The organism is Shewanella fodinae, assembly GCF_014651955.1.
Lineage (GTDB): Bacteria > Pseudomonadota > Gammaproteobacteria > Enterobacterales > Shewanellaceae > Shewanella > Shewanella fodinae.
The window spans coordinates 56,741-81,681 of the sequence record NZ_BMXW01000010.1 but is presented as its reverse complement, the minus strand read 5'-3'; the positions used below and the strand labels follow the sequence as shown (position 1 = coordinate 81,681).

Here is a 24,941-nt window from a genome sequence, read left to right as displayed (position 1 = left end):
TAAACCTGAGTTTCGCCTTATTAGGTATAGGGCAAAACTGCACATTTAGATGTTACCCAATTAATTTGGATAAAAATAATTTTCTGAACAATGTCCAGTTTCTGACCAGCGTTCCGCCTTAATAAATAGGACAGAACTGAATATTTAGATGTTACCGAATTAATAAGGATAACAATATATGCCAAACGCACAGACGCATATGTTGGTTGGTGCTGGAGTGAGCGTAACAACCACTTTACTTGATAGAAACAAGCATCCAGTTAGCCATCATATTGCCATTGCTCCAGTTATTGGAGCCTTAATGGGAAAACTACCGGACATTTTAGAGCCTGCATGTCATCCCAATCACAGACAGTTTTTTCATGGCGTAACCGTACTGACATTACTTACCGCTGGATTGGTCAAAGCTTATCGGTGGTCGCCAGAAGAACCGTTCGAAAAATTTATCAGGGGGTTAATGTTGATAGGTGGGGTAGCTTACCTTAGTCACTTAATATGTGATGCATCAACGCCAAAAGGCCTTCCTTTCCTTGGAAAACTTTGATGGAGGTAGGCCATGACCGCACTATTTACTAATGCCCGTGCTCTAAGCGAGCACAAGAAAACCATGTTGGTGGAGATGTTGGACTCGGTGTTTAACAACCTTGACCTTACAAAAACCCAGCGAGAGCGTATTGAGACAGCCTATAAAGCTGTCGGTAATTATCTGGCGAGTTGTGACCATCCTCTACTGAAAGATGCTCAGATATACCCTCAGGGATCCATGAGATTGCGAACGACAAACAAGCCGTTATCTCAGGAAGAGTTTGACGTAGATCTTATTCTGTTTTTACCACACGCGGGATATGCGACACGAGACGAGATTGTTGAAGTGGTTAAACAGCATCTGTTGGATAACGACGTATACAAGGACTTGGTGGAAGACCTACCAAGGGGTCTTCGGATCAACTACAAGGGCGATTACCACTTAGACATTACGCCAGCAAAGGAATATAACCTTCTTGGATTGCCGGGCCATCCTCTATGGGTAGTTGATAAACATACTAGCTTCAAAGAGTCTAACCCGGAAGGGATGGCTCAAGGATTTGATAAAGCCTGTTCCATGTTGCCGGTAATTCGCAGAAGGCAAATATTACTAGAAGCTTTGACCAACAAATCCGTTACGGAATTACCGGATCAGTCAAAGAAGAAGCCGCTCAATCGAATTGTCCAAATTTTGAAACGCCATCGGGATGTTTGGTCTCAACTTGATGGAAACCTACACGCTGATTTCAGACCAATCTCTGTGATAATCACGATGTTGGCCAGCCAAGCTTATGTAGAAGTTGTGAAGTCTGGAAAAGAATACGACAACGAGTTTGACTTGATCCTGGACGTTATCGAACTGATGCCTCTACATATCGAGAGCAATTTTGATGAGGTCCTTGTTACAAATCCCACAATGAGACCTGAAAACTACGCTGAAAAGTGGAATCGTGTCGAAAGGCTAGAGGGGCAAAGATACCGGAAGGCATTTTATGCGTGGCACCAAGCCGCAGTCGATACGTTTGAGAGTCTGGCGGGGGCAAATAACCAAGGCATGGATAACGTTTTTGCAGCACTGTCTGGTGCATTTGGTCAAAGGCCAGTACTTGCAGCCAAAGACCTAATTATCAAGTCCTTAAATGCGAATAGGGATAATGGAAATCTGGGCGTAGCGCTGGGTACAGGAGCGATAATAGCAGCCATCGCAGGGAAGGCTCATTCGGCTTCACGAGTTGTTACCCCAGTTATGCCTGTTAAAAGGAATCAGTTTTATGGGGACTGATCCTTCGTTTTTAAGGCGATTGGAACAGCCGATAATTGGTATACGCGAACAATACCTAGCTCTAAAGCAGTTTTGCCCCGGAACAGTAGTGATATCCGATAATGACAAAACGGTGCAGTGGGAGGGAACGATTCAGCCACTGCCATTTTCTAGGGAATACCGGGTGGTTATTCGATATACCCTCAGTCATCCCCCCGTATGCGTCGTTAGAAATCCTGATTTATCAACCTTGGCTCAAGGCCGAAAGATACCTCATATCTATCAGAATCAAACTGGTATTAGGGGCACTCAACTCTGTCTCTACTTACCGGTGGTCAAACAAAAAAACAAAGTCAGCGAATGGCAACCAACCATGTTCTTGGCAAACACGATCCTGCCGTGGGCTTCAATGTGGCTATTGTACTTTGAGTTTTGGTTATCCAGCGGTGAATGGGACGGCGGTGGTGTTGAACATGATACGATTGAGGATAGCGGAAGATGAAAAAAGCTATCAGTTATTTTATTGAAAAAGCCGCAGATTGGTTGTTTAGGAAGCGTTCACCGGCATTGATGGTTTTCAGGGCTGGGGTTTACTTTTTACCTCCGACGTTGGCTGGGAGTTGGGCTGTATCGTTCATGTACAAAGATGCAGAGAGAACCTTGGTGTTGGGCTATCAATCTTCAAGTACGGCGCAGTTTATTGTAGGTATTTGTTTAATTGTCGAAATCGGGTTGATTGTGTTCGGAGCGGCTTGGGAATACCAGCGCTATAGGGACGAAAAAAAGCGGAACAACAAAAAGAAAACCATAGTCATCGAACAACGAGGCTTGGTCGATACATCGGATTCACCACTAAGCGAGTTTATAAAAAGCAAGTGCTCGTGGCAGGTCGAATCAATAGTTAATGACATCCGGGAAAAGATTACCGACAACGTAATCACTAGACCGGATGTGGCGTTAGCTAGGGTTAATAATTTGAAAATGAGTCTGTCAGAGAAGACGGCTCAGTTAGCGGCATCTGATATTTCAATCGCCTATGGCGGAGTTTCGCCAGTTCCATTTACGTTTTATACCGGCTACCTGCTAGATGACGAAAGCCAAATCTCTGTTTATGACTGGGATAGAGATATTGCGGACTGGCGAGGACTGGATGGCGCTGACGACGCAGAGCAATTTACCATTGAACCTTCATCGGTCAAAGGTAATTCCGTTGTGTTAGCGGTTTCGGTGTCTTACCCCGTTGATAGGCAGGCCATTGCTTCAGTTTTCTCTGGATTGCCGGTTCACTATTTGTCGCTATCTACGCTGGACAGAAACAACCACTGGTCGAAAGAAAAGCAAGATCGGCTAAGCGGGGATTTCCTTGAATATTGCAAAAAACTGCTGGGTCAAGGGGTCGATCACATTCATTTGGTGTTGGCCTCACAAAACAGTGTGGCGTTCAGATTTGGACAGGCCTATGACAAGCGCAATCTTCCCAGCGTTTCAGTTTATCAATACGAACGTCACCAACCAGTGAGATATCCCTGGAGTTTACTCATTCCCCATGAAGTAGGCGAAATACCGTCAGTCGTTCAAACCGAATTCAAGCATGTCGTTTGATGTTTAACCGTGAAAAGGAGTCAATTATGACTAACAAAAAGCAAAGTTCATCAAAGATGGCATCATTGGCTTCGTCTGTACTGACGGACAGTGGTTCATCTCAAATCCAGAAAACCTTGGCAGGTTCAGTCCTCAGTCAAGCTGGAACATCGCACCAGACCGGAACTGAAATGGAGAGCGTGGCGTCGGCAGTACTGCAAAGCGACAAGTACAACGAGACGACTAAGTCTCTGGCGGCTTCCGTGCTATCACAGTCAGATAAAAAACGTTAGTACGTTTAGGGCTGCGTATGCAGCTCTGCGTTATTCAGGATTGCTCAGAAGATGGGTATGAGGTTCACTTTTCTCATATTGGTTGTGAGATGAAAGTTAGTGCCTTCATGACGGTATCAGAATTTTCTAAATATTAAATGGAGTGTTGCGTGAATTTCCATGAAGCTAAATCGAAAGCGTTGTTTAAGAAGATTGTTGGGGTAGTCATGGCATTACCAGCTATTATATCCACCGTCATTTCTGTGCTTAAAATGTTGTACTTTCGATTGGATGATGGCACGGCATTTGGTGGTGCTATTGCCATGCCTTTCAAACAGTTGGTGCAGTTAATTTACGAGAATACACATATATTAAATATATTTTGGCAGCATTCTCCAACGCCAGATTTGGCAGATTTAACGAATATACAGAATTTGTACTTCTTTGCAGTGTATGTATTGTTTTTTGTGGGCTTGGCGTATTTTGCTTCGGGAGGAAAATTAAGCCACCGCTTAAAAAAAATAAGCCAAAAGATTGAAGACCAATTAATTGAAGAGTCAATTAAAGTGGCTGGAGGCAGAAATCGGCAACAAATTGAAGAGTCAATCGAGGTGTCATCTTCAACTATATTTTCACAATTGCATCAGTTGTACGTTGCCCCGGTTGTTACAGCCGTTGTTGGCGCTGTAATCTTAAAAGTAATGGGGATATAAAATACAAGCAAAAAGATTTTTCCCTCTTCACAGCCCGTTAAAATACCCAATTATCGAGGCGTTTTTATCTTGGTAATTTCAGTACTCCACACTCAGCTTAATTCGGCTGTTAGAAAAAGGTACTTACCGCTGTAAACCGCAAACTTACAGCCCATATTTTTTATCAGTAACATATGACTCTACAAACCAAAAGAGCGCCTTACGGCGCTCTTTGTATATGATTTACTTTCAAACTTTATTCGAAAGTGACAGATAAGAAGCCATTTACTTGTACTCAGAAACAGGCACACAGCTACAGAACAAATTCCGGTCGCCGTAAACATCATCAATACGGTTGACCGTCGGCCAAAACTTGTTGGCACGCACGGCATCGCATGGGAACACGGCCAGTTCACGACTGTAAGGCCGTTCGTCAAACGCTGGGTCCATGATATCAGCCATGGTGTGCGGTGCGTTGTGCAGCGGGTTATTGTCCGCTGGCCATTCACCGGCGGCCACTTTGGCGATTTCGCTACGGATAGACACCATGGCGTCGATGAAGCGATCCAGTTCCACTTTTGATTCAGATTCAGTTGGCTCAATCATCAGCGTACCCGCGACTGGGAAGCTCATGGTTGGCGCGTGGAAACCGTAGTCGTTCAAGCGCTTAGCAATATCCATTTCAGTGACACCGGAAGCTTCCTTGAGCGGCCGCAAATCGATGATACATTCGTGTGCCACGCGGTCGTTACGGCCACGGTACAACACGGGATAGTGCTCAGACAGCTTCTTCGCCAGATAGTTAGCGTTGAGCATGGCATTCTGAGTGGATAACCGCAGTCCTTTGGCGCCCAGCAGTTTGATGTACATCCAACTGATGGGCAGGATGCCAGCGCTACCGTACTGCGCCGCCGCAACCGCGCCGTTGTTATCACAGGCTTTACCCAGTTTTACCACGCTGTGACCAGCAACGAACGGTGCCAGATGCGCTTTGACACCGATAGGGCCCATGCCTGGGCCACCACCGCCATGCGGGATAGCAAAGGTTTTATGCAGGTTGAGGTGTGACACGTCAGCGCCGATAAATCCGGGTGAGGTAATGCCCACCTGCGCGTTCATGTTGGCACCGTCGAGATACACCTGACCACCGTGCTGATGGATCACTTGGCAGATATCGCGGATGGTTTCTTCATACACACCGTGCGTTGACGGGTATGTAATCATGATGCAAGACAGATTGGCGGCCATATCACTCGCCTTGGCACGCAGGTCATCCATATCCACGTTCCCCTGCTTGTCACATTCCACCACTACCACCTGCATGCCCGCCATGTGGGCGGATGCGGGGTTAGTACCGTGAGCAGACTGTGGGATCAGGCACACGTTACGATGTGCTTCACCACGGGATTGATGGTATCGACGAATTGCCAGCAAGCCAGCGTACTCGCCTTGGGCGCCAGAGTTTGGCTGCATACATACGGCATCGTAACCGGTGATTTCCACCAGCCAGTCACTCAGGTTCTGTACCAGCTCGTGATAACCTTCCGCCTGATCCTGTGGGCAGAATGGATGCAGATTAGCAAATTCTGGCCAGCTGATCGGTTGCATTTCCACCGCGGCGTTGAGCTTCATGGTGCAAGAACCGAGAGAAATCATTGAATGGTTCAGCGCCAGATCTTTGTTTTCCAGATGTTTGATGTAACGCATCATCTCGGTTTCGCTGTGATAGCGGTTAAACACCGGATGGGTAAGAATGGCGTCATCACGCAGCAGTGCCGCAGGAATCGAATTGCTGCCCGCCGCCACAATCGTGGCATCCAGCGCGGTGATATCCAGCCCGTGACCAGTACCGAGGATGATATCAAACAGCGTAGCAACATCGGCGCGAGTGGTGGTTTCATCCAGGCTCACACCCAGGGCACCATCGGCATCAATACGCAGGTTGCTTTGTGCCGCCAGCGCGCGGGCGATAACCGCGTCTTTGTCTGCCACCTTGAATGTTAAGGTTTCGAACCAAGTGCTATTTAGCAGTGTTACGCCTTTGGCTTGCAGTCCGGCAGCCAAAATATCGGTCAGCCGATGAATGCGATTAGCGATGGTTTTCAGACCATCTGGGCCATGATACACGGCGTAGAAAGACGCCATGTTAGCCAGCAGGATCTGCGCCGTACAGATATTGGAGTTAGCTTTTTCACGGCGGATATGCTGTTCACGGGTCTGCATTGCCATACGCAATGCCACGTTGCCGCGGGTATCTTTAGATACGCCAATGATGCGGCCAGGCATAGAGCGTTTATGTTCGTCTTTAGTGACGAAATACGCCGCGTGTGGGCCACCGTAACCCATAGGCACACCAAAGCGCTGGGTGTTACCAAAGGCGATATCTGCGCCCATGCTGCCAGGAGACTTCAGCAGCACCAGCGACATGATGTCAGCGGCAACTGCAACAACGGCTTTCTGTTGGTGCAGTTGGGCAAACAGTGCGGTGTAATCACGGATAGCGCCCTGCTTATTGCTGTACTGGAACAGCGCGCCGAAAATTTCGTGGTTAACGGCTTCGTCAGCCGGGCCGACCAGCACCTCAAAACCAAAACATTCGGCGCGAGTTTTCACTACGTCGAGTGTCTGCGGGAATACATCATCCGCCACATAGAAGATATTGGCTTTTTTAGCTTTAGAGACACGCTTGGCCATGGCCATGGCTTCAGCAGCCGCGGTAGCTTCGTCCAGCAGTGAGGCGGAGGCCAGATCCAAACCGGTCAAATCCATGGACAGTTGTTGGAAGTTGAGAATGGCTTCCAGACGGCCTTGGGCGATTTCGGGCTGATAAGGCGTGTATGCGGTATACCAGCCGGGATTTTCCAGCACATTACGCTGAATAACGGCAGGAACATCGGTGCCGTAGTAGCCCATACCGATGTAACTTTTGAAGACTTTATTCTTGGCGGCAATCTGCTTGATTGACTCAGTACCGGCGGCTTCGCCACAGGGATCATCAAGCGCCAGTTCCCGGTTCAGACGAATCGATCCCGGGACTATCTGCGCGGTCAAATCTTCCAGAGACTCGGCACCGACATAATCCAGCATCTGTTGTTGCTGGGTGTCATCGGAGCCAATGTGGCGGCGGATAAAGAGATCGTGCTGCTCTAGCTGAGTGAGGGTTTGCTTGGTCATGATTAACCTTAATTCTGTATTCGCCGATATGCAGCCGTAGGGCGGCGCTGTATCGGTCTCTTTTTTAAACGCACGAAGCCCTTAACAAGGGCTTCGTTGACACCCACGATTATTCTTCGTCGATGACAGCCTGATAGGCTTCTGCGTCCAGCAGGTTGTCCAGTTCGGACACATCTGAAGGCTTGATACGGAAGAACCAGCCATCACCATAAGCATCGCTGTTGACCAGTTCGGGACTGTCTTCCAGTGCTTCGTTAACCGCAATCACTTCACCTGACAGCGGCGCGTAGATATCAGATGCAGCTTTTACAGATTCAGCCACGGCGCAATCATCACCAGCATCAATGGTATCGCCCACTTCTGGCAGCTCTACAAATACCATGTCGCCCAGCAGTTCCTGTGCGTGTTCTGTGATCCCGATGGTGTAGCTGCCATCAGCTTCTTCGCGTACCCACTCGTGCGACGATGTGTACAGTAATTCGTTAGGAATATCGCTCATTCTTGTTAATCCTTTCCCGTGTTTCAGAATGCTTGTTTGCCGTTGCGCACAAAGCTTGGCGCAATCACTTTAACCGCTACGCGTTTTTTACGCATTTCCACCTCGGCTGAATCCCCGATTGATGCAGGAACCCGAGCCATGGCAATAGAATAGCCTAATGTGGGCGAGAAGGAACCACTGGTGATCACGCCCTGCTGCTCGTTACCGTTGGCATCGGTGAAAAATACTGGCATGTCGTGGCGCAGCACGCCTTTTTCTTCCATCACCAGCCCCACCAATTTATCACTGCCCTGCGCTTTAATGGCAGTCAGTGCGGCGCGGCCAATAAAGTCGCGGTCGGCAGGTTCCCAAGCAATGGTCCAGCCCATGTTGGCGGCCAGTGGATTGATGGTTTCATCCATATCCTGACCATAAAGATTCATCCCGGCTTCCAGACGCAGAGTATCGCGCGCGCCCAGACCACAAGGTGCAACGCCGGCATCTTTCAGTGCCTGCCACAGTGCTGCGGCTTCGTTTTCTGGCACCATAATTTCGTAGCCAGCTTCACCGGTGTAACCGGTGGTGGCAATAAACAGGCTTTCTGCTTGTACGCCAAAGAAAGGCTTCATGCCGTCAACAGCCGCTTTTTGGGCATCACTGAATACCGTTGCAGCTTTGGCTTTGGCATTCGGACCCTGCACGGCAATCATCGCCAACTGTGGCTGCTCAGTAATGGCAACGGCGAAGGCTTTAGCCTGGGCGTTGATCCACGCCAGATCTTTTTCACGCGTGGCCGAGTTCACCACCACCCGATAATAGGTGTCACTCAAGTAGTAAGTGATCAGGTCATCAATCACCCCGGCTTGTTCGTTCAGCATACCGCTGTACAGCGCTTTGCCGGGCTGTTGCAGTTTGGCTACATCGTTAGCCAGCAAATAACGCAAAAAGTCACGGGCACCATTACCAGTCACATCGACTACCGTCATGTGGGAAACGTCGAACATGCCAGCGTCATTACGCACCGCGTGGTGTTCCTCAATCTGGGAACCATAGTGCAGAGGCATGTCCCAACCGTGAAAATCAACCATCTTGGCATTGCTTTCAAGATGCTTGTTAAAGAGTACAGTTTTATTAGCCATTGTTATCCCTTTCTGTCGGGGCCTTCAGGTATTTATCACACCTGACATCAGTTTGAAGTGCCGGAAAAGTATACCTTGCGTGCGAAATATGTATACATGGGAAATTTCTAATCCGAAAGTTTCGGATTAGTTTTTCTTATTATTAACTTGAATAAAATTCACCTAGATAACCGCCGATAAAAAACAAAAGCCCGGAAACTCGCAGTTTCCAGGCTGTTTTTAAGGAGTTACTGAACTGGTTTCAACGGCCGTTATCGGCTCGACAAAGTGGGGGTAAGTTGAATTTTTGTCCCATGGCCTGTTGCATGAACACAGTTTTCACGGGAGCAGTATTATTCACCAAGTTGAGACCTAAATCGCGCAGTGCTTTTTTCAGCGGGTGACTGCCACTGAACAGCTGTTTCAAACCTTCCATTGCGGTAATCATCTGCATGGCATCAGCTTTACGCCAGCGCTCCAGCGGACGCAAATTCTCATAAGCACCAATATCTTTACCCGCATCATGTAACTTGGTAACGGTGTCGATAATCGCCGCGGCATCCAAAAAGCCCAAATTGACTCCCTGCCCGGCGAGCGGATGAATGGTATGTGCTGCATCGCCAGCCAGTAATAACCGATGCTGAGCAAAATGTCGGGCATAACGCATCCGTAACGGAAAACTCTGACGTTCACTAACCAGTTCACATAACCCCAGTTTGCCATCAAATGCGGCCGTTAGCTGTTGGCTAAACTGTTGTGGTGTTAACGCCAGTAGTTCATTGACCTGCTCCGGCGGCAGTGACCAAACGATAGAGCACAAATGCGCATCATATAACGGCAGAAATGCCAGCGGGCCTGCAGCAGAAAACACCTGCCGAGCGCAATTGCCATGTGGTAACTGGGTGCGGATAGTGGCCACAATGGCATGGTGATCATAATCCCAGAATGTCAGCGGGATCTGACATTGCTGCCGCACCCAAGAATTAGCGCCATCGGCGGCAACCACTAAGGTGGCCGATAAGCTGTCGCCATTTTCTAGCGTCAACCAGGCTTCACGCTCACCAAATGCCAGTCGCTGCAGACGAGAGTTTTCCAGTAGTGTCAACGTATCTAGTTCGGCAGCACGCTGCGCCAGCGCATAATGGATAGCATCGTTCTCGATAATGGCACCTAGGCTATCCGCACTCAGTTGTTCGGCATCAAACTGAATACGGCCCATGCCGTCTTTATCCCACACATCCATTTTGCTGTAAGGCGCCAAGCGCGCCTGAGGCAAGTTACTCCAAGCGCCGAGATGTTCCAGCAATGTCCGGCTGGCCTCATTGATGGCACTGACACGCAGTTTAGGCTCGCCACTGACAGGTGCTGCCGCAGCGGCATCAATCACCAATACAGATAATCCGGCTTCGGCTAGCCCGCAAGCGGTCGCTAGCCCCACCATGCCACCGCCAACAACGGCAACATCATAGCTTTGCGATTTAAACATCATCGACTCCTTGCTAGTGCCATACAGGCTTCGCGGCCGTGCCACCCCATCGCCCGATGTGCCACCGGTACCTTTAATGGTGGCAACCAAGATAACAGCCGCAAGCCAAGATTACGCCCCGCCACCAGCGGCCAATATTGATTGGAGAAACCACGCACTAGAAATTCAATATTATTGATGGTTTGTCGCCGATCATTTTCACGACAGGCCAAATAATCATGGATCACCGTCACTGCGCCCACATCACCGCCTTGTTGTAGCACGGGCGTCAGCACTGCCAGCAAGCCGCTGATATCTCTGAGTCCTAAGTTAAAACCCTGACCAGCTATCGGATGTAGCGTTTGCGCGGCATTACCAACATACACAGTGCGGTGAAACGCTGGTCGCGGCATATAACTTAATGCCAACGGATAGCTGTGGCGACTGCCAACCGCCGTAAACTGTCCAGCGCGATGACCAAACGCCTGTTGTAATGCGTCAAGAAAATCATTGTCCGATAATGCTAAGCGCTCAGCCACGGCGTGTTCGGGCATGGCCCACACCAGCGACAGCCGCGGCTGACCGTTACTATCTGCCATCGGCAATAAGGCAATCGGGCCATGTTCAGTAAAACGTTCCCAGGCCATGCCCTGATGCGGACGCTTGCTGGCAACGTTAGCGATAATGGCGCTCTGCCCAAAAGCGCTGATCTGCTGTGGCTGTTGTTGCAGTTGCCGCACTTTGGAATGTGCACCATCCGCCGCCACCAGCAATTGACACCGCAGCTGTTGCCCATCGCCCAACGTCAGAGTGTGGCCTTGGGTTTCGCTATCAATGCGAATGAGTTCCGCAGGACAAAATAGCGCGATGTCGGTTTTTGCCAGCGCAGCAAACAGCGTTTGCCCCACCCGTTCCAGTTCTACCACTCCCCCTAAGGCATCGAGGTTAAAACTACGGCTGTTGATCTCGGTCATACCGAAATGGCCTCGATCCGACACATGAATATCGTGGATAGCCGTGCCAAGCGGTGCCAGTTTCGGCCAGATCCCCAACTGTTGCAGTAGATGACGCGAGCCGTGCGCCACGGCAATGGCGCGGGCATCGAACCCGGATTGTCCGGTGCCAGGTGCATGGGCTTCAATAAGCGCCAGTTTTAACGGCCGTTTCAGCTGACGCCCAAGATTATCCAACGCCAGCGCCAGCGATGCGCCCACCATGGCACCGCCGACAATGGCAATATCAATATCAGTGGATTGCGGATTCATTCATCCCTCACTGGGCCGCGGTTAGCGGCCAGTATTAATGCAGTATGCCCTGTTCCTGGGGCTCGGCATCCGTTTGCTGATGCAGCACAAATTCGGAATAACACAAAATAGCGGACATGCGCACAAACTCTAGCAATTCTTGGAAGGCTTGCTCACATTCATCGTCTTCAGCCACATTGAGATCCACCTGAGTTATTTCAGCCAGATCCTTGATCACCTCACGCACATCTTCCGACGCCTGATTCAGCCCCGGCTGCGCAATAGCAATGCCGGTCAGGAAACTCTGCGTCCACAATGATAGGGCTTCCAAGCGTACGGCGAGCAATTCTTCCTCTTCCGGTAACAGCAGGGCAAATCCAAACTCCGCATCCTGCAACCGATTAACCGTATCTTGCGCCAGCTCCTGAATAAGGCCTGCCAATTCCGACGGCAATGGCTGCCCGTCGTTCATTAGTTCCAGCAAAGGTTGATGCCATTCTTGCGACTTTACCGCTCCGCCACAGATGATACCTACCAGTGCACCGTGAACCTCAACCGGATGTTGGCCGATCTCAGCGCTGTCCAGCGCCAACTGGAGATTGTCAATTCGTAATGATGGGGGAGTTGCCATAACCAAGTTGTCCCGTAGATAAATACTTTGTCATGCTATCAGAACTGTGACTTTGCACCAAGGGCAGCAAGGAAAACTGCGGTTATTGCCATGATTTTCAACGATTGCTCAGGGAATCGGCAATCACTCGGTAACCATGGAAAACTGTGGTCAGGGCAACTTGCACTTTACCGGCGAGGCTTATATAGTCCGCCTCAAGAGCCTGGCAAAAGGAAAGTCGCGCAACATGAGTAACTGTGCTGTAGATATCTCCCTGATGGGGCGCACATACTCGATTGCCTGTCCGAAAGGACAAGAACAGGCGTTGCAGAGTGTTGCCCGTCAATTAGAGCAACAACTGGAACAGATTAAAGTCCGCACTCCTGCCCTCAGCCGTGAGGATATGGTGTTGATGGCAGCGCTCAATATTGGTCACGACCTTTATGTTGAGCAACGTAAGAATCAGGATTATATGCAGCAAATGGATGAACGCATTCGTTTGTTACAACATACTCTCGAGCAAGCGCTGGTTGAGCGCAGCCGCAGAGAAGACTAAACTAAGATTAAGGGCCAACGCCCAGCCGAATTTGCTCCCTGGGGTGTACGATAGTCGGTAATGTCCCTGTGCCGATATTTTTGAAAAAAGGGCTACTTTCTTACTGACATTGCGCATGCTCGGCTTGTACCGAGAAGCCTTAGGAGGTAACCAGCAGCCCGCCTTGAACTGTTAGGTTCAAGGGCTTACACCGACACCGGCATCGCCGGGGAGCATCCTAACTTTAGCGCCTATGACTTCTATGCCCGTGGCACCTCATCCCAGTCATCACGCCCAGCGTCAGGACTTATGGTCTGAGCGGGATGAGGCATGTCGGCAGTTAAGGCGTAATATCCGCAGGCAACGACGAAATCTCAGCCCCGATGTTCAACAACAGGCTGCAATACAGGCTAAACAACGGCTGCTGCAGTTGCTGGATGAACTGATAGTAACCGGGCACCCCATCAACACCGTATCGCTGTATTTCAGCGGCGATGGCGAACTGGATACAACGGCGTTATTTCCCGCATTGTGGCAACAGGGTATTCAGACGTGTCTGCCGGTGTTACACCCGTTTACCCCGGGCAATCTACTATTTCTACATTACCGGGCAGACTCGCCCATGACGCTTAACCGTTTTGGTATTCCAGAGCCCAAGCTGGATGCACGGCAAATCGTGCTGCCATCGCAACTAGATGTGCTGCTTACGCCCTTGGTGGCGTTTGATGCCAAAGGTAATCGCATGGGCATGGGCGGTGGCTATTACGACCGCACATTAACCATTCCACACATGAAGGCCTTGGCAGTCGGCTATGCTCACGATTGTCAACAAGTTGAAACGCTGCCGCTAGCCCCATGGGACAAACCACTACCCGTTATCGTCACACCAACATCTATCCTGGATAATCGCTCTGATTTTTTTGATTGATTGCTGAACTAGGTATTTAAGGATAAGCTAAAAAGGTGTCGCAGATCACATTCTTGCTTATTGTTTGACTGTGATTACATCGTTAACCAATGGAGAGGTTTATATGATCAAAAAATCAATTGTTACCCTCGGTCTGGCATCACTGCTATGTTCCGCAGCTACCATGGCGGCAGAAACTGAAGTGAGCGTGTCCTTGCTCTCCGATAAAGGTAATACACCGATAGGTACTGTTGCGTTAAGTGACTCCGCCTATGGCCTGGTACTGATACCTAAATTGCATGGACTGACACCTGGGGTACATGGTTTCCACATTCATGCCAATGGCAGCTGCGAAGCTTCAACCAAAGACGGTAAAACCGTGCTTGGCGGTGCCGCTGGCGGTCATTTTGATCCTGATAAAACTGGTAAACATGGTTATCCGTGGACTGATGACAATCATAAAGGTGACCTACCGCCGTTGTTTGTGACTAGTGACGGCAACGCCATAGAACCCGTGCTGGCACCACGACTGAAGGTAGCTGATGTCAAAGGCCATGCATTGATGATCCATGCCGGTGGTGACAATTTCTCCGACTCACCTAAACCATTAGGTGGTGGTGGGGCACGCATGGCTTGTGGTGTGATTGAGTAACCCGTTACAGACAAATGCTGATGAACCAAAACGCTGCCTCGGCAGCGTTTTTTATTCACTATGTAATGTGCGTTAGTTGGATTTAGCGCGAAATTTTGCTCGTAAATGGCTCAGCGACGTCATCACAACTAACACTATCGCCCCGGCTATCAAACCGTAGATAATTTGCAACAATAATGGCAAGAGATGTGATAACAGCGAACCAAACGTCGCCATTTCCGAAGCGGCCGCTGCCAAGTGGTGTTCCAGTGTCGCCAGTGGTGCAATGCCATGAGCAAGAATGCCGCCACCCACCAAAAACATTGCAATAGTGCCAACGATCGTCAGCAACTTCATCAACTTGGGTGCTGCGCTCACTAAGGTCAAGCCCAAGCGTCGTAACCACGACATCACGATTGAACGCCCTTTACGGTGACTGAGATAAAGTCCAAGGTCATCCAGCTTAACAATGGCGGCGACGACGCCATATACGCCGGCCGTCATCACCACAGCAATAATGACCAGCGTCGCTAATTGTGTAAAAAACACTTGGTCGGCGACAATGCCCAGTGTCAGCACAATGATCTCCGCAGACAACACAAAATCGGTGCGGATTGCGCCTTTTACTTTTCGCGCCTCCCACGCCTGCAAATCTTGCACTTGTTCAAGCGCCTTGGCGGCCTTAGCTGCTTCATCAGCACTATTTTCAGTAGGGTGAGTCAGCTTATGCCAGACTTTTTCAAAGCCCTCAAAGCTCAGAAACAAACCGCCTAACATCAATAACGGCAAAATTAGCCAGGGCACCACGGCACTGATCAGCAATGCACCAGGCACCAAAATTGCCTTATTACGCAATGATCCTTTAGCAACGGCCCACACCACGGGTAATTCACGGTCAGCGCTGAACCCGGTCACTTGCTGTGCGTTCAGCGCTAAATCATCACTCAGCATCCCGGCGGTTTTCTTGGCAGCGACTTTGCTCATTACCGCCACATCATCCAGCAGGGTGGCAATATCATCCAGCAACATCAGCAGACTTGCTCCAGCCATTAAAAACTCCGTGTTGTTATTGTGTTGGTAAAACCTTGGCATATGTTACCCAAGCGCCAACAGCCGCGCAGTAAAAATCCACCACTTGTCGGCAAAAGCTGCCGCAATCTGGGTGCAGACAGTTTATAATGGCGTCAGCGAATTTCCTTTCCACATGGATTACAAATATGACCCAAGATGAATTGAAAAAGGCGGTCGGCTGGGCAGCCCTGAAATATGTAGAGCCCGATAGTATCGTGGGTGTCGGCACTGGTTCTACCGTTAACCATTTCATTGATGCCCTCGCCACTATCAAAGCGAACATTGAAGGCGCGGTATCCAGCTCTGAAGCCTCAGCTGCACGCCTGAAAGCAGCCGGGATCCCAGTATTTGACTTAAATGCTGTCGATTCATTGTCGGTATACGTAGATGGTGCAGACGAGATAAATCATCATAACGAGATGATCAAAGGCGGTGGTGCCGCGCTGACCCGCGAGAAAATTGTCGCGGCAGTTGCCAAAAAGTTTGTCTGCATTGTTGATGAAAGCAAACAGGTGGACATCCTCGGGGCTTTCCCGTTGCCAGTAGAAGTGATCCCAATGGCGCGTTCCTATGTGGCACGTGAGCTGGTAAAACTGGGTGGCGATCCGGTATATCGGGAAGGGGTGATTACGGATAACGGCAACGTTATTCTGGATGTGTACAATCTGAAGATCCTGGATCCCAAGACACTCGAAAAACAGATCAATAATATCGTTGGTGTAGTAACTGTTGGCCTATTTGCTGCCCGTGGCGCTGATACCGTATTAGTGGGAACGCAAAACGGCGTAGTGACAAAAAACTAGCTTGCCACTGCTGACCCACCTATATAGCAAAACAGCCACAATTGTGGCTGTTTTTGTTGATAGGATAATTATGATGACCGTGCCCGCTGTTTAACGGTAAAACACCGTCAGCCAAATAGTGAGTTGCTGCGGTGCCGTCCAACTGACCCGATGACGGCAATGTGCAGGAATATCCACACTATCGCCGACGTTAAGCAATATTTCACTGCCATCAGCGTACTGAATGCGACCCGCACCTTGCAGTACTAGCACCCATTCATGCTCTACCTGATCGTACCATTGCCCTTCTGGGGTGACCTGCCCGTAAGACAAAATACGTTCAACACGCACGGCTGGCCGCGATAACAATTCATCAAACTGCTCCGCTGTCAGTTGTTCCGGCAATGATGCAAACAGATTCAACGTAACATCTCGGAGTTACCGCTGGCCACACCGGATTTACTGACAGCCATTTCACGGTTATCAATCATGGTAATGTAGCCATTATCCGGATCCAGCATCAACTTCACGGTATATTTGAACGGCTGCGGCGGTGTATGTTCGTCGAACACCACATTGACATCACAGTTGTATTTGTGACCCTTAAGTAGTGCTTGCTGTAGTTTGACAAAATTCTGCCGCGCTTGGGGTGACAACTCGTATTGGTAACGGGCACGCACCTGAGTGGTAAAGATCCAACTCTTACGTACTGGCAGGATCTCTTTGGAGATCAGCGTTAGCGGAAATTCCAGCTGTTGCACACCATCGGCGGCATTGATCTGCGCCTTCAAGGAGATGTCTTTGAGTTTTACAAAATCATCCACCACCAATCGTGCGCGGATTTGGTTGGGATCCAGTGCGGCAAAGTCCTGCTCGTCAAAGGTGGCAAAATGCGTCAACGTTGATAAAGGAACGGACGAACACCCAGATAACAACAGCAGCAATACCATCAACAAATACTTCATTTAACTCTTATCTCCTCGCAACGACCCACCGATGGATCGCACGGTCAGCCCGCGCCACTGACAATACACAGGATCTTGCGAGCGTTGTAAAGACGTAAACAAATTATTTACATTTTTTCTGTTCTGTGAGGAATTATTGATGAAAATTGTGGTCTGAGTGCAATTATCGTATTGGATAAGCGGCCTTTTGTGATCTTGCTTAACTTTTCAGCGGTTCCAATTGTTCCACTAATAACTGCAAGTTGCTGTTACCGCGAAATTCATTGACGTCGAGTTTATACAATAATCTCACCCGCTCAATTGTTGCGTCAGGCCAGATGTTCAAATCAACATTGAAGGCGATGGCGTCGGCCATCACACTACCGCATTCGCTTTCTAACACCAGTTTCAAGTGTTTCTCACCCACCAATCGCTGCTGCAATATTCGAAAATTACCGTCAAAAGTGGGCTCAGGAAATGCCTGTCCCCAAGGTCCGGCATCGCGCAGCAACTGTGCTGTATCTAAAGTGAAATACTCAGCGGCAAGCTCACCGTCGGACCAGAGTTGGCCCTGCAGATCTTCCTCCGCTAACAACTCACGTACCGTACTGTCAAAAGCGATGGCAAAGTCGCTAAAAGCGGTTTTCGCCAGCGTTAACCCGGCGGCCATGGCATGCCCACCGAATTTGCTGATCATTCCCGGATGGCGGCTATTGATCAGCTCCAACAGATCGCGCATGTGTAAGCCATTGATAGAACGGGCAGAGCCTTTGATCTCGCTGTCAGAAGCTTCAGCAAAGGCAATCACCGGCCGGTGATAACGATCTTTGATCCGTGAGGCTAGAATACCGATTACTCCCTGATGCCAGTCTGCCTGATATAAAGCGATGCCCCAAGGCAGCTGCTGCTCGCCAAAATCCATGGTGCGCAAAAACTGCAGCGCCTCTTGTTGCATCCCGGCTTCCAGTTCGCGACGTTCACTGTTAAGCCCATCTAGCTCGGCTGCCATGCGGCGGGCCTGATACAAGTCATCACATAGCAGTGTCTCGACCCCCAGCGCCATATCATCCAGCCTGCCCGCTGCGTTCAATCGAGGACCAACCGCAAAGCCAAAATCCGCGGCGACCAGACGCTGCGGCTCACGTCGAGCGACTTCCAGTAATGCGGTGATCCCCGGACGGCACTGCCCGGTACGCACACGTTTAATCCCCGCTTCGACCATGATGCGATTATTGGTATCTAAGGCGACGACATCAGCCACTGTGCCCAATGCCACTAAATCCAGCAAATGTCCAAGGTTAGGCATCATGAGGCCATTGGCCTCAAAATAACCACGAGCGCGCAATTCAGCCCGTAGCGCGGTCATCAAATAAAATGCCACGCCAACGCCAGCGATGGACTTTGAGGCGAATCCACAACCGGGCTGATTGGGATTAACGATAGCGTCAGCAGTGGGCAGTTGTTGTCCCGGTAGGTGGTGGTCAGTAATGATCACCGTCATACCTGCAGCTTTGGCAGCCGCCACCCCTTCGATAGAGGAAATACCGTTGTCAACAGTCACCAACACCTCAGCTGCCTGAGCAGCGGCCACCGCAACAATCTCTGGGCTAAGTCCATAACCGTAATCAAAGCGGTTGGGGATCAAAAAGTCACAGTGGCGAGCCCCCATCTGCCTTAATGCCAGCAGGCAGACACTGGTTGAGGTGGCACCATCGGCATCAAAATCGCCAACAATCACTATGCGCCGTTGCTGTATCAGCGCATCGGCCAGCAACTGTGCAGCTTGGTTCAACCCTAGCATGGTGTCGGGGCGCAACAGCCGCGTTAACACCAACTCACAATCCTCGGCACTGAGACCACGGCTGGCGTATATCTGCTTCAAAAGTGGCGGTAAATAGGCGGGTAAATGACTGTCATCCACGCGGGGGCGGCGCACAATTTTCTGGTTCAAGGCGGTTTCACTGGCTAACAAATGCTGCAGGCAAGATAGCAAAAAGGCGAGCATTTTGCCCGCCTTTTTGGCCCACGCACTATTGGGTTAGTGCATTTTCAGGCTTTGCAGCAACTGCTCTGGCGGCAGATAGCCGGGCACCATAGAGCCGTCTTCTAGGATCATCGAGGGGGTGCCGGTAATGCCCATTTTTTCACCCAGTTGATACTGTCCGGCAATATCGGCATCACACTTGGCAACCATGATGTTTTTACCGGCTTTGGCTTCATCCATGGCTTTTTTAGGATCTTTTGAACACCAAACCGCTTCCATCTCATCAGCAACGGCCGACGGTACGCCCTGACGCGGATATGCCAAATAACGAATGGTGATGCCCAGATCGTTATACTGCTGCATCTGGCTGTGCAGTTTGCGGCAGTAACCACAGGTGACATCAGTAAACACAGTCACCACATGTTTTTGATCTTTGGCTTTATACACCAGCATCTTACTTTCAAAGGGCTTGAGCATTTGCAAGCGCGGTCCAGACATTGCCGCTTCAGTGAGATTTTCCATGTCATTATTCAGATCATAGATATTGCCATGAAACAACTTGCTACCGTCTTCGCTGACATACAACACGCCGTGGCTAGTGACCGCCTGCAGCAACCCGGCAATGGGAGACGCTGAGAGCGATTGCACCTCAATCCCCAGCACGCTACTTAATCTTTGTTTTAGTTGATCGGTCTGACTGGAGGATGCGGCGTGTACCAGCGGTGTAACCGCCAGCGCCAGACACAGGGAAAGTGTACGGGTTAACTTCATGAGAATTCCTTGGTTTACGGTCTGCAGAACACCAGTTATCGATTCAGACCTGTTCAGTGGTTGAAAGTTACCGCCAAGTGCATCAGAAAGCAAATTCCTCAGCCTCGCGGGTGATGTGCCGCATGCAACGCCTGCAGGCGGGCGTTGGCAACATGGGTATAGATCTGCGTGGTCGACAGCGAACTGTGTCCTAGTAGCAACTGTACCACCCTTAAGTCAGCACCGTGATTCAATAAATGAGTAGCAAAGGCATGCCGCAACGTATGTGGTGATAAAGCTTTATGGATGCCCGCCCGCTGGGCATACAGCTTAATACGATACCAGAAGGTCTGGCGGGTCATCATGCGACCACGGTTAGACGGAAACACCACATCACTTTGACCATAAGCCAGCAACGCCGGACGGTTCTGCTGCAGATACCGCTCCAGTTCGCTGATAGCGACTTCTCCCATCGGCACCAACCGCTCTTTGCCGCCTTTGCCGGTAATACGCACCAGCCCCTGCCGCAGACTTATCTGCTCCAGCGTTAAGGCAACCAGTTCACTGACACGCAAACCGGTGGCATACAACAACTCCAGCATTGCCTTATCACGCCCTTCAACGGTGTCCTCACTATTGGGTTCGGCCAGCAACGCATCCACATCAGCCTCGCTTAACGTATCCGGCAGTTTTCGCGGCAACTTTGGGGAGGCGATTAATGCTAGGGGATCTTCGGTAATCAGCTGTCGGGTCAGCAGGAAACCATAAAAACGTCGCAAACTGGAGAGCAAACGGGCACTGGATGTACTGGCGGCCCCTTGCTCAAAGCGCCAGCCGAGGTAATCCTGAATCACCTCGCGCCCAGCATCACGCAACGCGACCTGACGTTGCTGCAAGTACGCTTCAAAATGCTGCAAATCGCTGCGGTAAGCGCTGAGGGTATTATCACTGAGGCCCCTGTTGGACCAGAGTTCATCAAGAAAGCCCTCAATCAATGGATCGGGATGGTAGGACGGCTGGGCCATGACGTTATAAACCCTCGGTGCGATAACGACCAACAGCATAACGCCGTCATCGCACAGATACTATGTCAGCTGTTAATGGGCGGCTTTTTACCGAAGAAGAAACAGCCTATCACCACAATCAACGTCGGCACCAGCCACGCCATGCCCTGATCATATAGCGGCATCTTCGACATTACGGGTGAAACCCCTTCAACAAAATGTACCAAGGCCATGGTAACAGGGCTTTCCGATTTAACATCAAAGGATTGCAACGATGCCGCCGCCACTTTTAGCCCGTCAAAAATCCCAAAAATCAGTGCGACACTGAGTGCCGCCCGGTGTGCCAGTCGCGGATTGCGGAACCAGTTATTAACGAAGGTGACCAGTACCAGCGCGATGGCAACGGGATAGACCATCATCAACACCGGGATACTGATAGAAATCAACTGACTCAACCCAACATTTGCCACGACGGCACAGATAACACTTAATACCACCACCAACATGCGATAAGTCAGCTTCGGCAGCAAACTGCTGAAAAAATCGGAACAAGCACTGACTAGCCCCACCGCTGTAGTCAGACAGGCCAAACTCACCACCACCGACAACGCAATGGTGCCGGTATAACCAAACTGATGCGTCACATAATTGGTTAAGATCTGCCCACCATTTTCGGTGCCCTTGGCCAAATCGCCTGCCGTGGCCCCCAGAATAAACAGCGAGACATAAACAAACGCCAGACCCGCCGCCGCAATCAACGCGGCCCAGATCAGGTAACGGGTCTGTAAGCTGGTGTCATGAATATCTTTTTGACGCAGCAAGTCAATAATTAGCACGCCGAACATCAGCGAAGCCAGCGTGTCCATCGTGTTGTAGCCTTCGACAATCCCCTTACTTAGCGGATGCAATGCATAATCACCGGTTGCGGCGGGCATAGGGTTGCCAATAAATTCCACCACCGACAGCGCCAATGCCACCAGCAGTAATAGCAGCACAGGCGTCAACACCTTGCCAACACTGTCCATTAACCGTCCGGGGAAAGCGGCCAACAACATGACCACCGCAAAAAATGCTGCGGTGAAATACAACTGTGCTTCGTTGAGCACCAATCCACCGATAGTAAGTGTACTCTCCACATCCGTTAGAAACGGCCGGGCACCGATTTCAAAGGCCACCAGACTAGTACGTGGTGCAGCAAACGCAGGACCGATAATAATATAGATGGCAGCCGCAAACAGTGTTGCCGCCGTAGCAGGCAGCATGCGCATCACCCGCCCCTTGGCTTTGGCAACGGCGATCAGCCCAGCCAATGGCAACCCCACCGCCGTGATCAGAAACCCCAACATGGCAGTATAGCTATGATCACCAGCTTGATAGCCAGCAAATGGTGGGAAAATCAGGTTTCCAGCACCCAGAAAAAAAGCGAAAGTCATGAACCCCAGGCTCAGGGTATCAGCGACTGTCAATTGTTTATCATGCACAAGATGCCTCTGTATTTATTATGTTTTTATAAAGAATTTATGATTATAAACGGCATATCTGTCCGCAATTTTTAGCCGAAATGCACCGGAAAAACTCCCCGCAATCGGCCATTTCAGACAATCAGTCACTGTCGGCAAAACTGACCACTTAGCGACAACTGACGCTGTTTTGTTTCATATATGTGTGTTTTCGGCTTTCACTATTACCAAAGGCAACCGACAGGGGCAAGAGCACTCCAGTAAAAAAACGGCAGCCGTTAGTTCGGTTTGCGTTGTAACTCTCAGCATAAGTTGCCAAAAACAGCCATCGCCACAGCGACAACAGGACAAAAATACCAGGCAGGATTACAATGCGCCGGCGGAATTTTTGTGTTTCAGGATGTTAATCGTGGGCTTTAGTTTCAAACAATTTCATGTCGATGATACCGGTTGTGGCATGCCCGTCAGTACCGATGGCGTACTACTGGGCGCGTGGGCACCACTACAACAGGCGGAGAAAATACTGGATATTGGTGCTGGCAGTGGTTTGTTGAGTCTGATGGCCGCCCAGCGCAGCCAGGCGCAGATTGATGCGGTAGAGCTAGATGCTCAGGCGGCAACTGTATGTTTGAAAAATTTCGCGGCCAGTCCTTGGTACGAGCGTCTACAACTGCATCACTGCAGTATCCAGCAATTCAGCCCGCCAAGCTCCTATGACCACATTCTGTGTAATCCGCCTTATTTTGAAAACGGTCCGCACGCATCATTGCCAGGCAGAGCGAGTGCCCGCCACACCGATTATCTGAGTTATGCCGAATTGGCGGCAGCGCTTGCGAGATTATTGCAGCCGCAGGGGGTAGCCAGCCTGATCCTGCCGTGGCACAACGTGCCTTCACTACAACGTCAGTTACAACAGGTCGGTCTGCATCTGCTACAACAACTGGATGTTAGTGGCCGCCCCGGCAAAGAGCCCAACCGCAGCCTGTTGCTGGTCAGCAAGCAAAGCAGTGACACAGCACCGTTAATGTCGCCAATCTGGGTACGCGATAGTGATGGCCGTTATTCCACCGCGATGCGACAGCTCACCCAAGATTTTTATCTTAAACTCTGATGCTAAAGTGTTCGGCTACGCTATAAAGATTGTTGACGAGCAGGTATACTGCCGCGCGATATTCACTGAGAGTTCCTGCATGCAATTTGAAGAGTTCGAACTGGAGCCAGAACTGCTGGCATCCCTGAAAACCATGGGGCATAAAACCCCCACTACTATTCAGCAACTGACCATTCCGCTGGCCATGGAGCAACGGGATGTGTTAGCCCATGCGCCAACCGGCACCGGCAAAACTGCCAGCTTCCTGCTGCCGGCATTACAACACTTGCTGGATTTCCCACGGCGCCGCCCAGGTCAGGCGCGAGTATTAGTGTTAACACCAACGCGAGAACTTGCCAGTCAGGTGCACCGTTATGCCAGCCATCTAGCCACTCATGTCGATCTGACTATGGGCATCGTCACTGGTGGCGTGCCCTATGGTCCACAAGAGCAAGCGCTGCGCGGCAATATCGATCTCATGGTCGCTACCCCGGGTCGTTTGCTGGACTACATGGATAAAGGGCTATTCAGTGCTACCGAAGTGGAAATACTGATCATCGATGAAGCTGACCGTATGCTCGACATGGGCTTTGCTCAGGTAGTGAAATCGATTGTCATTGAAGCGCAGAAACGCCAGCAAACCATGCTGTTTTCAGCCACGCTGGAAGGGAATGGCGTGCGTAATTTTGCCAAGGAATTGCTACACGATCCGGCCGTTGTCGAAGCCGAGCCACCTCGCAGTGAGAAAGCTAAAATCCATCAGTGGGTGCATCTGGCGGATGACACAACACATAAATTTGCCCTGTTGTGCCATATTCTTAAACAGGAAGAGGTCACCCGTGCCATCGTCTTTGCGAAAACCCGCGAAGTAGTCGCCAGTCTGGAAGGACAGCTGCTGCAAGCCGGTATTCCTGCCGCATTTATGCGGGGGGATATGGAGCAGAAAAAACGCTTTCAGGCGCTGGGCCGGTTTACTAAGGGTGAAGTTAATGTGCTGCTTGCCACCGATGTGGCCGCCCGAGGCATTGATGTGGATGACATTACCCATGTGATCAACTATGACATGCCACGGACCGCTGACATCTATGTGCATCGTATCGGTCGAACCGGCCGCGCTGGTAAGAAAGGCACGGCTATTTCGCTAGTGGAAGCGCACGATATGCTGATCCTCAGCAAAATCGAACGCTATACTGAGCAAAAGCTGAAACGCCGGGTGATTGAAGCACTACGGCCGAAACATAAAGAAGCGCGGGTGCCGGTGAAAAAGAAACCGAGCAAGGCTACTACGAAAAAAATGAGCAAAAACAAAGCTAAAAATTAGTAATAAATGATATATCGGTAAACAAGGAACCTCAGGGTTCCT

At 50.3% G+C, this 24,941-nt stretch carries 25 protein-coding genes and 1 other RNA gene; 13 read left to right on the top strand and 13 right to left on the bottom strand.

Annotated elements, in window-relative coordinates:
* Nucleotides 1-178: 178 nt before the first annotated feature.
* The 6 genes from IE064_RS10715 to IE064_RS10690 all read left to right on the top strand — a co-directional run bounded on the left by IE064_RS10715 (nucleotide 179) and on the right by IE064_RS10690 (nucleotide 4,352).
* Nucleotides 179-544 carry a metal-dependent hydrolase gene (locus tag IE064_RS10715; RefSeq protein WP_189617810.1) on the top strand — a complete coding sequence of 122 codons (366 nt, stop codon included), beginning with the start codon at nucleotides 179-181 and terminating at the stop codon, nucleotides 542-544.
* A gap of 12 nt (nucleotides 545-556) precedes the next feature.
* Nucleotides 557-1,807 (top strand): nucleotidyltransferase domain-containing protein, encoded by a 1,251-nt coding sequence (locus tag IE064_RS10710; RefSeq protein WP_189617809.1) that lies wholly within the window; start codon nucleotides 557-559, stop codon nucleotides 1,805-1,807.
* Nucleotides 1,797-2,288, top strand: a complete 492-nt coding sequence (locus IE064_RS10705; RefSeq protein WP_189617808.1) for a type II CBASS E2 protein — start codon at nucleotides 1,797-1,799, stop codon at nucleotides 2,286-2,288. The genes IE064_RS10710 and IE064_RS10705 overlap by 11 nt, the downstream gene beginning before the upstream one ends.
* Nucleotides 2,285-3,388, top strand: a complete 1,104-nt coding sequence (locus IE064_RS10700) for an SAVED domain-containing protein (protein WP_189617807.1) — start codon at nucleotides 2,285-2,287, stop codon at nucleotides 3,386-3,388. The genes IE064_RS10705 and IE064_RS10700 overlap by 4 nt, the downstream gene beginning before the upstream one ends.
* 26 nt (nucleotides 3,389-3,414) lie before the next feature.
* Nucleotides 3,415-3,660 (top strand): hypothetical protein, encoded by a 246-nt coding sequence (locus IE064_RS10695; RefSeq protein WP_229799973.1) that lies wholly within the window; start codon nucleotides 3,415-3,417, stop codon nucleotides 3,658-3,660.
* A gap of 149 nt (nucleotides 3,661-3,809) precedes the next feature.
* Nucleotides 3,810-4,352, top strand: coding sequence for a YniB family protein (locus IE064_RS10690; protein ID WP_189617806.1), 543 nt, complete (start codon nucleotides 3,810-3,812; stop codon nucleotides 4,350-4,352).
* Between the two features lie 264 nt (nucleotides 4,353-4,616).
* On the opposite strand, the gene gcvP is transcribed toward IE064_RS10690, so the two are convergent.
* From gcvP to IE064_RS10660, 6 genes are all read right to left on the bottom strand, one after another.
* A complete protein-coding gene (gcvP, locus tag IE064_RS10685) occupies nucleotides 4,617-7,505 on the bottom strand; it encodes an aminomethyl-transferring glycine dehydrogenase (protein WP_189617805.1) in 2,889 nt (962 codons plus the stop codon).
* A gap of 109 nt (nucleotides 7,506-7,614) precedes the next feature.
* On the bottom strand, nucleotides 7,615-8,004 hold the full coding sequence (gene gcvH / locus IE064_RS10680; RefSeq protein WP_189617804.1) for a glycine cleavage system protein GcvH: 390 nt from the start codon (nucleotides 8,002-8,004) through the stop codon (nucleotides 7,615-7,617).
* Nucleotides 8,005-8,027: 23 nt separating this feature from the next.
* Nucleotides 8,028-9,122 (bottom strand): glycine cleavage system aminomethyltransferase GcvT, encoded by a 1,095-nt coding sequence (gene gcvT / locus IE064_RS10675; protein ID WP_189617803.1) that lies wholly within the window; start codon nucleotides 9,120-9,122, stop codon nucleotides 8,028-8,030.
* 241 nt (nucleotides 9,123-9,363) lie between these two features.
* A complete protein-coding gene (locus IE064_RS10670) occupies nucleotides 9,364-10,587 on the bottom strand; it encodes an FAD-dependent monooxygenase (RefSeq protein WP_189617852.1) in 1,224 nt (407 codons plus the stop codon).
* The gene (gene ubiH / locus IE064_RS10665; RefSeq protein ID WP_189617802.1) at nucleotides 10,587-11,831 is read right to left on the bottom strand and encodes a 2-octaprenyl-6-methoxyphenyl hydroxylase; all 1,245 of its coding nucleotides are present in this window, start codon (nucleotides 11,829-11,831) and stop codon (nucleotides 10,587-10,589) included. The genes IE064_RS10670 and ubiH overlap by 1 nt, the downstream gene beginning before the upstream one ends.
* Nucleotides 11,832-11,865: 34 nt before the next feature.
* Nucleotides 11,866-12,441: a UPF0149 family protein gene (locus IE064_RS10660; protein WP_133040189.1), complete on the bottom strand. Its 576-nt coding sequence runs from the start codon at nucleotides 12,439-12,441 to the stop codon at nucleotides 11,866-11,868.
* Nucleotides 12,442-12,667: 226 nt separating this feature from the next.
* Here IE064_RS10660 and zapA point away from each other — a divergent pair, with 226 nt between their 5' ends.
* The 4 genes from zapA (at nucleotide 12,668) to sodC (ending at nucleotide 14,514) form a co-directional block, all read left to right on the top strand.
* Entirely contained in the window at nucleotides 12,668-12,976 is a 309-nt protein-coding gene (gene zapA, locus IE064_RS10655) for a cell division protein ZapA (RefSeq protein WP_189617801.1), read from the top strand.
* A gap of 32 nt (nucleotides 12,977-13,008) precedes the next feature.
* Nucleotides 13,009-13,192, top strand: a non-coding RNA gene (gene ssrS / locus IE064_RS10650) — 6S RNA.
* Between the two features lie 25 nt (nucleotides 13,193-13,217).
* Nucleotides 13,218-13,883, top strand: a complete 666-nt coding sequence (locus IE064_RS10645; RefSeq protein ID WP_189617851.1) for a 5-formyltetrahydrofolate cyclo-ligase — start codon at nucleotides 13,218-13,220, stop codon at nucleotides 13,881-13,883.
* 103 nt (nucleotides 13,884-13,986) lie between these two features.
* Complete coding sequence (gene sodC, locus IE064_RS10640) at nucleotides 13,987-14,514, top strand: superoxide dismutase family protein (RefSeq protein WP_189617800.1); 528 nt, start codon at nucleotides 13,987-13,989, stop codon at nucleotides 14,512-14,514.
* 72 nt (nucleotides 14,515-14,586) lie between these two features.
* Here sodC and IE064_RS10635 read toward each other — a convergent pair whose 3' ends face one another.
* Nucleotides 14,587-15,543, bottom strand: a complete 957-nt coding sequence (locus IE064_RS10635; protein ID WP_189617799.1) for a DUF808 domain-containing protein — start codon at nucleotides 15,541-15,543, stop codon at nucleotides 14,587-14,589.
* A 167-nt stretch (nucleotides 15,544-15,710) separates the two neighbouring features.
* Between IE064_RS10635 and rpiA the strand changes: the two genes are divergently transcribed.
* Complete coding sequence (gene rpiA, locus IE064_RS10630; protein ID WP_189617798.1) at nucleotides 15,711-16,367, top strand: ribose-5-phosphate isomerase RpiA; 657 nt, start codon at nucleotides 15,711-15,713, stop codon at nucleotides 16,365-16,367.
* Between the two features lie 90 nt (nucleotides 16,368-16,457).
* Here rpiA and IE064_RS10625 read toward each other — a convergent pair whose 3' ends face one another.
* The 6 genes from IE064_RS10625 to brnQ all read right to left on the bottom strand — a co-directional run bounded on the left by IE064_RS10625 (nucleotide 16,458) and on the right by brnQ (nucleotide 22,509).
* The gene (locus IE064_RS10625) at nucleotides 16,458-16,769 is read right to left on the bottom strand and encodes a cupin domain-containing protein (protein ID WP_189617797.1); all 312 of its coding nucleotides are present in this window, start codon (nucleotides 16,767-16,769) and stop codon (nucleotides 16,458-16,460) included.
* Nucleotides 16,766-17,311, bottom strand: a complete 546-nt coding sequence (locus tag IE064_RS10620; RefSeq protein WP_189617796.1) for a hypothetical protein — start codon at nucleotides 17,309-17,311, stop codon at nucleotides 16,766-16,768. The genes IE064_RS10625 and IE064_RS10620 overlap by 4 nt, the downstream gene beginning before the upstream one ends.
* A 199-nt stretch (nucleotides 17,312-17,510) precedes the next feature.
* Nucleotides 17,511-19,241, bottom strand: coding sequence for a single-stranded-DNA-specific exonuclease RecJ (gene recJ, locus IE064_RS10615; protein WP_189617850.1), 1,731 nt, complete (start codon nucleotides 19,239-19,241; stop codon nucleotides 17,511-17,513).
* Between the two features lie 87 nt (nucleotides 19,242-19,328).
* Nucleotides 19,329-20,045, bottom strand: a complete 717-nt coding sequence (gene dsbC / locus IE064_RS10610; protein WP_133040197.1) for a bifunctional protein-disulfide isomerase/oxidoreductase DsbC — start codon at nucleotides 20,043-20,045, stop codon at nucleotides 19,329-19,331.
* Nucleotides 20,046-20,143: 98 nt separating this feature from the next.
* A complete protein-coding gene (xerD, locus tag IE064_RS10605) occupies nucleotides 20,144-21,049 on the bottom strand; it encodes a site-specific tyrosine recombinase XerD (RefSeq protein WP_189617795.1) in 906 nt (301 codons plus the stop codon).
* Nucleotides 21,050-21,114: 65 nt separating this feature from the next.
* The gene (gene brnQ / locus IE064_RS10600; RefSeq protein WP_189617794.1) at nucleotides 21,115-22,509 is read right to left on the bottom strand and encodes a branched-chain amino acid transport system II carrier protein; all 1,395 of its coding nucleotides are present in this window, start codon (nucleotides 22,507-22,509) and stop codon (nucleotides 21,115-21,117) included.
* Nucleotides 22,510-22,897: 388 nt separating this feature from the next.
* Here brnQ and IE064_RS10595 point away from each other — a divergent pair, with 388 nt between their 5' ends.
* Both IE064_RS10595 and srmB read left to right on the top strand, forming a co-directional pair.
* Nucleotides 22,898-23,599 carry a tRNA1(Val) (adenine(37)-N6)-methyltransferase gene (locus IE064_RS10595; protein ID WP_189617793.1) on the top strand — a complete coding sequence of 234 codons (702 nt, stop codon included), beginning with the start codon at nucleotides 22,898-22,900 and terminating at the stop codon, nucleotides 23,597-23,599.
* A gap of 79 nt (nucleotides 23,600-23,678) precedes the next feature.
* Nucleotides 23,679-24,899: an ATP-dependent RNA helicase SrmB gene (gene srmB / locus IE064_RS10590; protein WP_189617792.1), complete on the top strand. Its 1,221-nt coding sequence runs from the start codon at nucleotides 23,679-23,681 to the stop codon at nucleotides 24,897-24,899.
* Nucleotides 24,900-24,941 lie beyond the last annotated feature (42 nt).

Excerpts from the sequence above, each read along its gene's own strand:
- xerD (WP_189617795.1), bottom strand. The coding sequence starts at position 21,049 with ATGGCCCAGCCGTCCTACCATCCCGATCCATTGATTGAGGGCTTTCTT.
- gcvP (WP_189617805.1), bottom strand. The coding sequence starts at position 7,505 with ATGACCAAGCAAACCCTCACTCAGCTAGAGCAGCACGATCTCTTTATC.
- zapA (WP_189617801.1), top strand. The coding sequence starts at position 12,668 with ATGAGTAACTGTGCTGTAGATATCTCCCTGATGGGGCGCACATACTCG.
- IE064_RS10635 (WP_189617799.1), bottom strand. The coding sequence starts at position 15,543 with ATGGCTGGAGCAAGTCTGCTGATGTTGCTGGATGATATTGCCACCCTG.
- IE064_RS10620 (WP_189617796.1), bottom strand. The coding sequence starts at position 17,311 with ATGAAGTATTTGTTGATGGTATTGCTGCTGTTGTTATCTGGGTGTTCG.
- gcvH (WP_189617804.1), bottom strand. The coding sequence starts at position 8,004 with ATGAGCGATATTCCTAACGAATTACTGTACACATCGTCGCACGAGTGG.
- IE064_RS10695 (WP_229799973.1), top strand. The coding sequence starts at position 3,415 with ATGACTAACAAAAAGCAAAGTTCATCAAAGATGGCATCATTGGCTTCG.
- srmB (WP_189617792.1), top strand. The coding sequence starts at position 23,679 with ATGCAATTTGAAGAGTTCGAACTGGAGCCAGAACTGCTGGCATCCCTG.
- sodC (WP_189617800.1), top strand. The coding sequence starts at position 13,987 with ATGATCAAAAAATCAATTGTTACCCTCGGTCTGGCATCACTGCTATGT.
- IE064_RS10670 (WP_189617852.1), bottom strand. The coding sequence starts at position 10,587 with ATGTTTAAATCGCAAAGCTATGATGTTGCCGTTGTTGGCGGTGGCATG.
- rpiA (WP_189617798.1), top strand. The coding sequence starts at position 15,711 with ATGACCCAAGATGAATTGAAAAAGGCGGTCGGCTGGGCAGCCCTGAAA.
- dsbC (WP_133040197.1), bottom strand. The coding sequence starts at position 20,045 with ATGAAGTTAACCCGTACACTTTCCCTGTGTCTGGCGCTGGCGGTTACA.
- IE064_RS10645 (WP_189617851.1), top strand. The coding sequence starts at position 13,218 with ATGCCCGTGGCACCTCATCCCAGTCATCACGCCCAGCGTCAGGACTTA.
- gcvT (WP_189617803.1), bottom strand. The coding sequence starts at position 9,122 with ATGGCTAATAAAACTGTACTCTTTAACAAGCATCTTGAAAGCAATGCC.
- IE064_RS10700 (WP_189617807.1), top strand. The coding sequence starts at position 2,285 with ATGAAAAAAGCTATCAGTTATTTTATTGAAAAAGCCGCAGATTGGTTG.
- IE064_RS10715 (WP_189617810.1), top strand. The coding sequence starts at position 179 with ATGCCAAACGCACAGACGCATATGTTGGTTGGTGCTGGAGTGAGCGTA.
- IE064_RS10660 (WP_133040189.1), bottom strand. The coding sequence starts at position 12,441 with ATGGCAACTCCCCCATCATTACGAATTGACAATCTCCAGTTGGCGCTG.
- IE064_RS10710 (WP_189617809.1), top strand. The coding sequence starts at position 557 with ATGACCGCACTATTTACTAATGCCCGTGCTCTAAGCGAGCACAAGAAA.
- ubiH (WP_189617802.1), bottom strand. The coding sequence starts at position 11,831 with ATGAATCCGCAATCCACTGATATTGATATTGCCATTGTCGGCGGTGCC.
- IE064_RS10705 (WP_189617808.1), top strand. The coding sequence starts at position 1,797 with ATGGGGACTGATCCTTCGTTTTTAAGGCGATTGGAACAGCCGATAATT.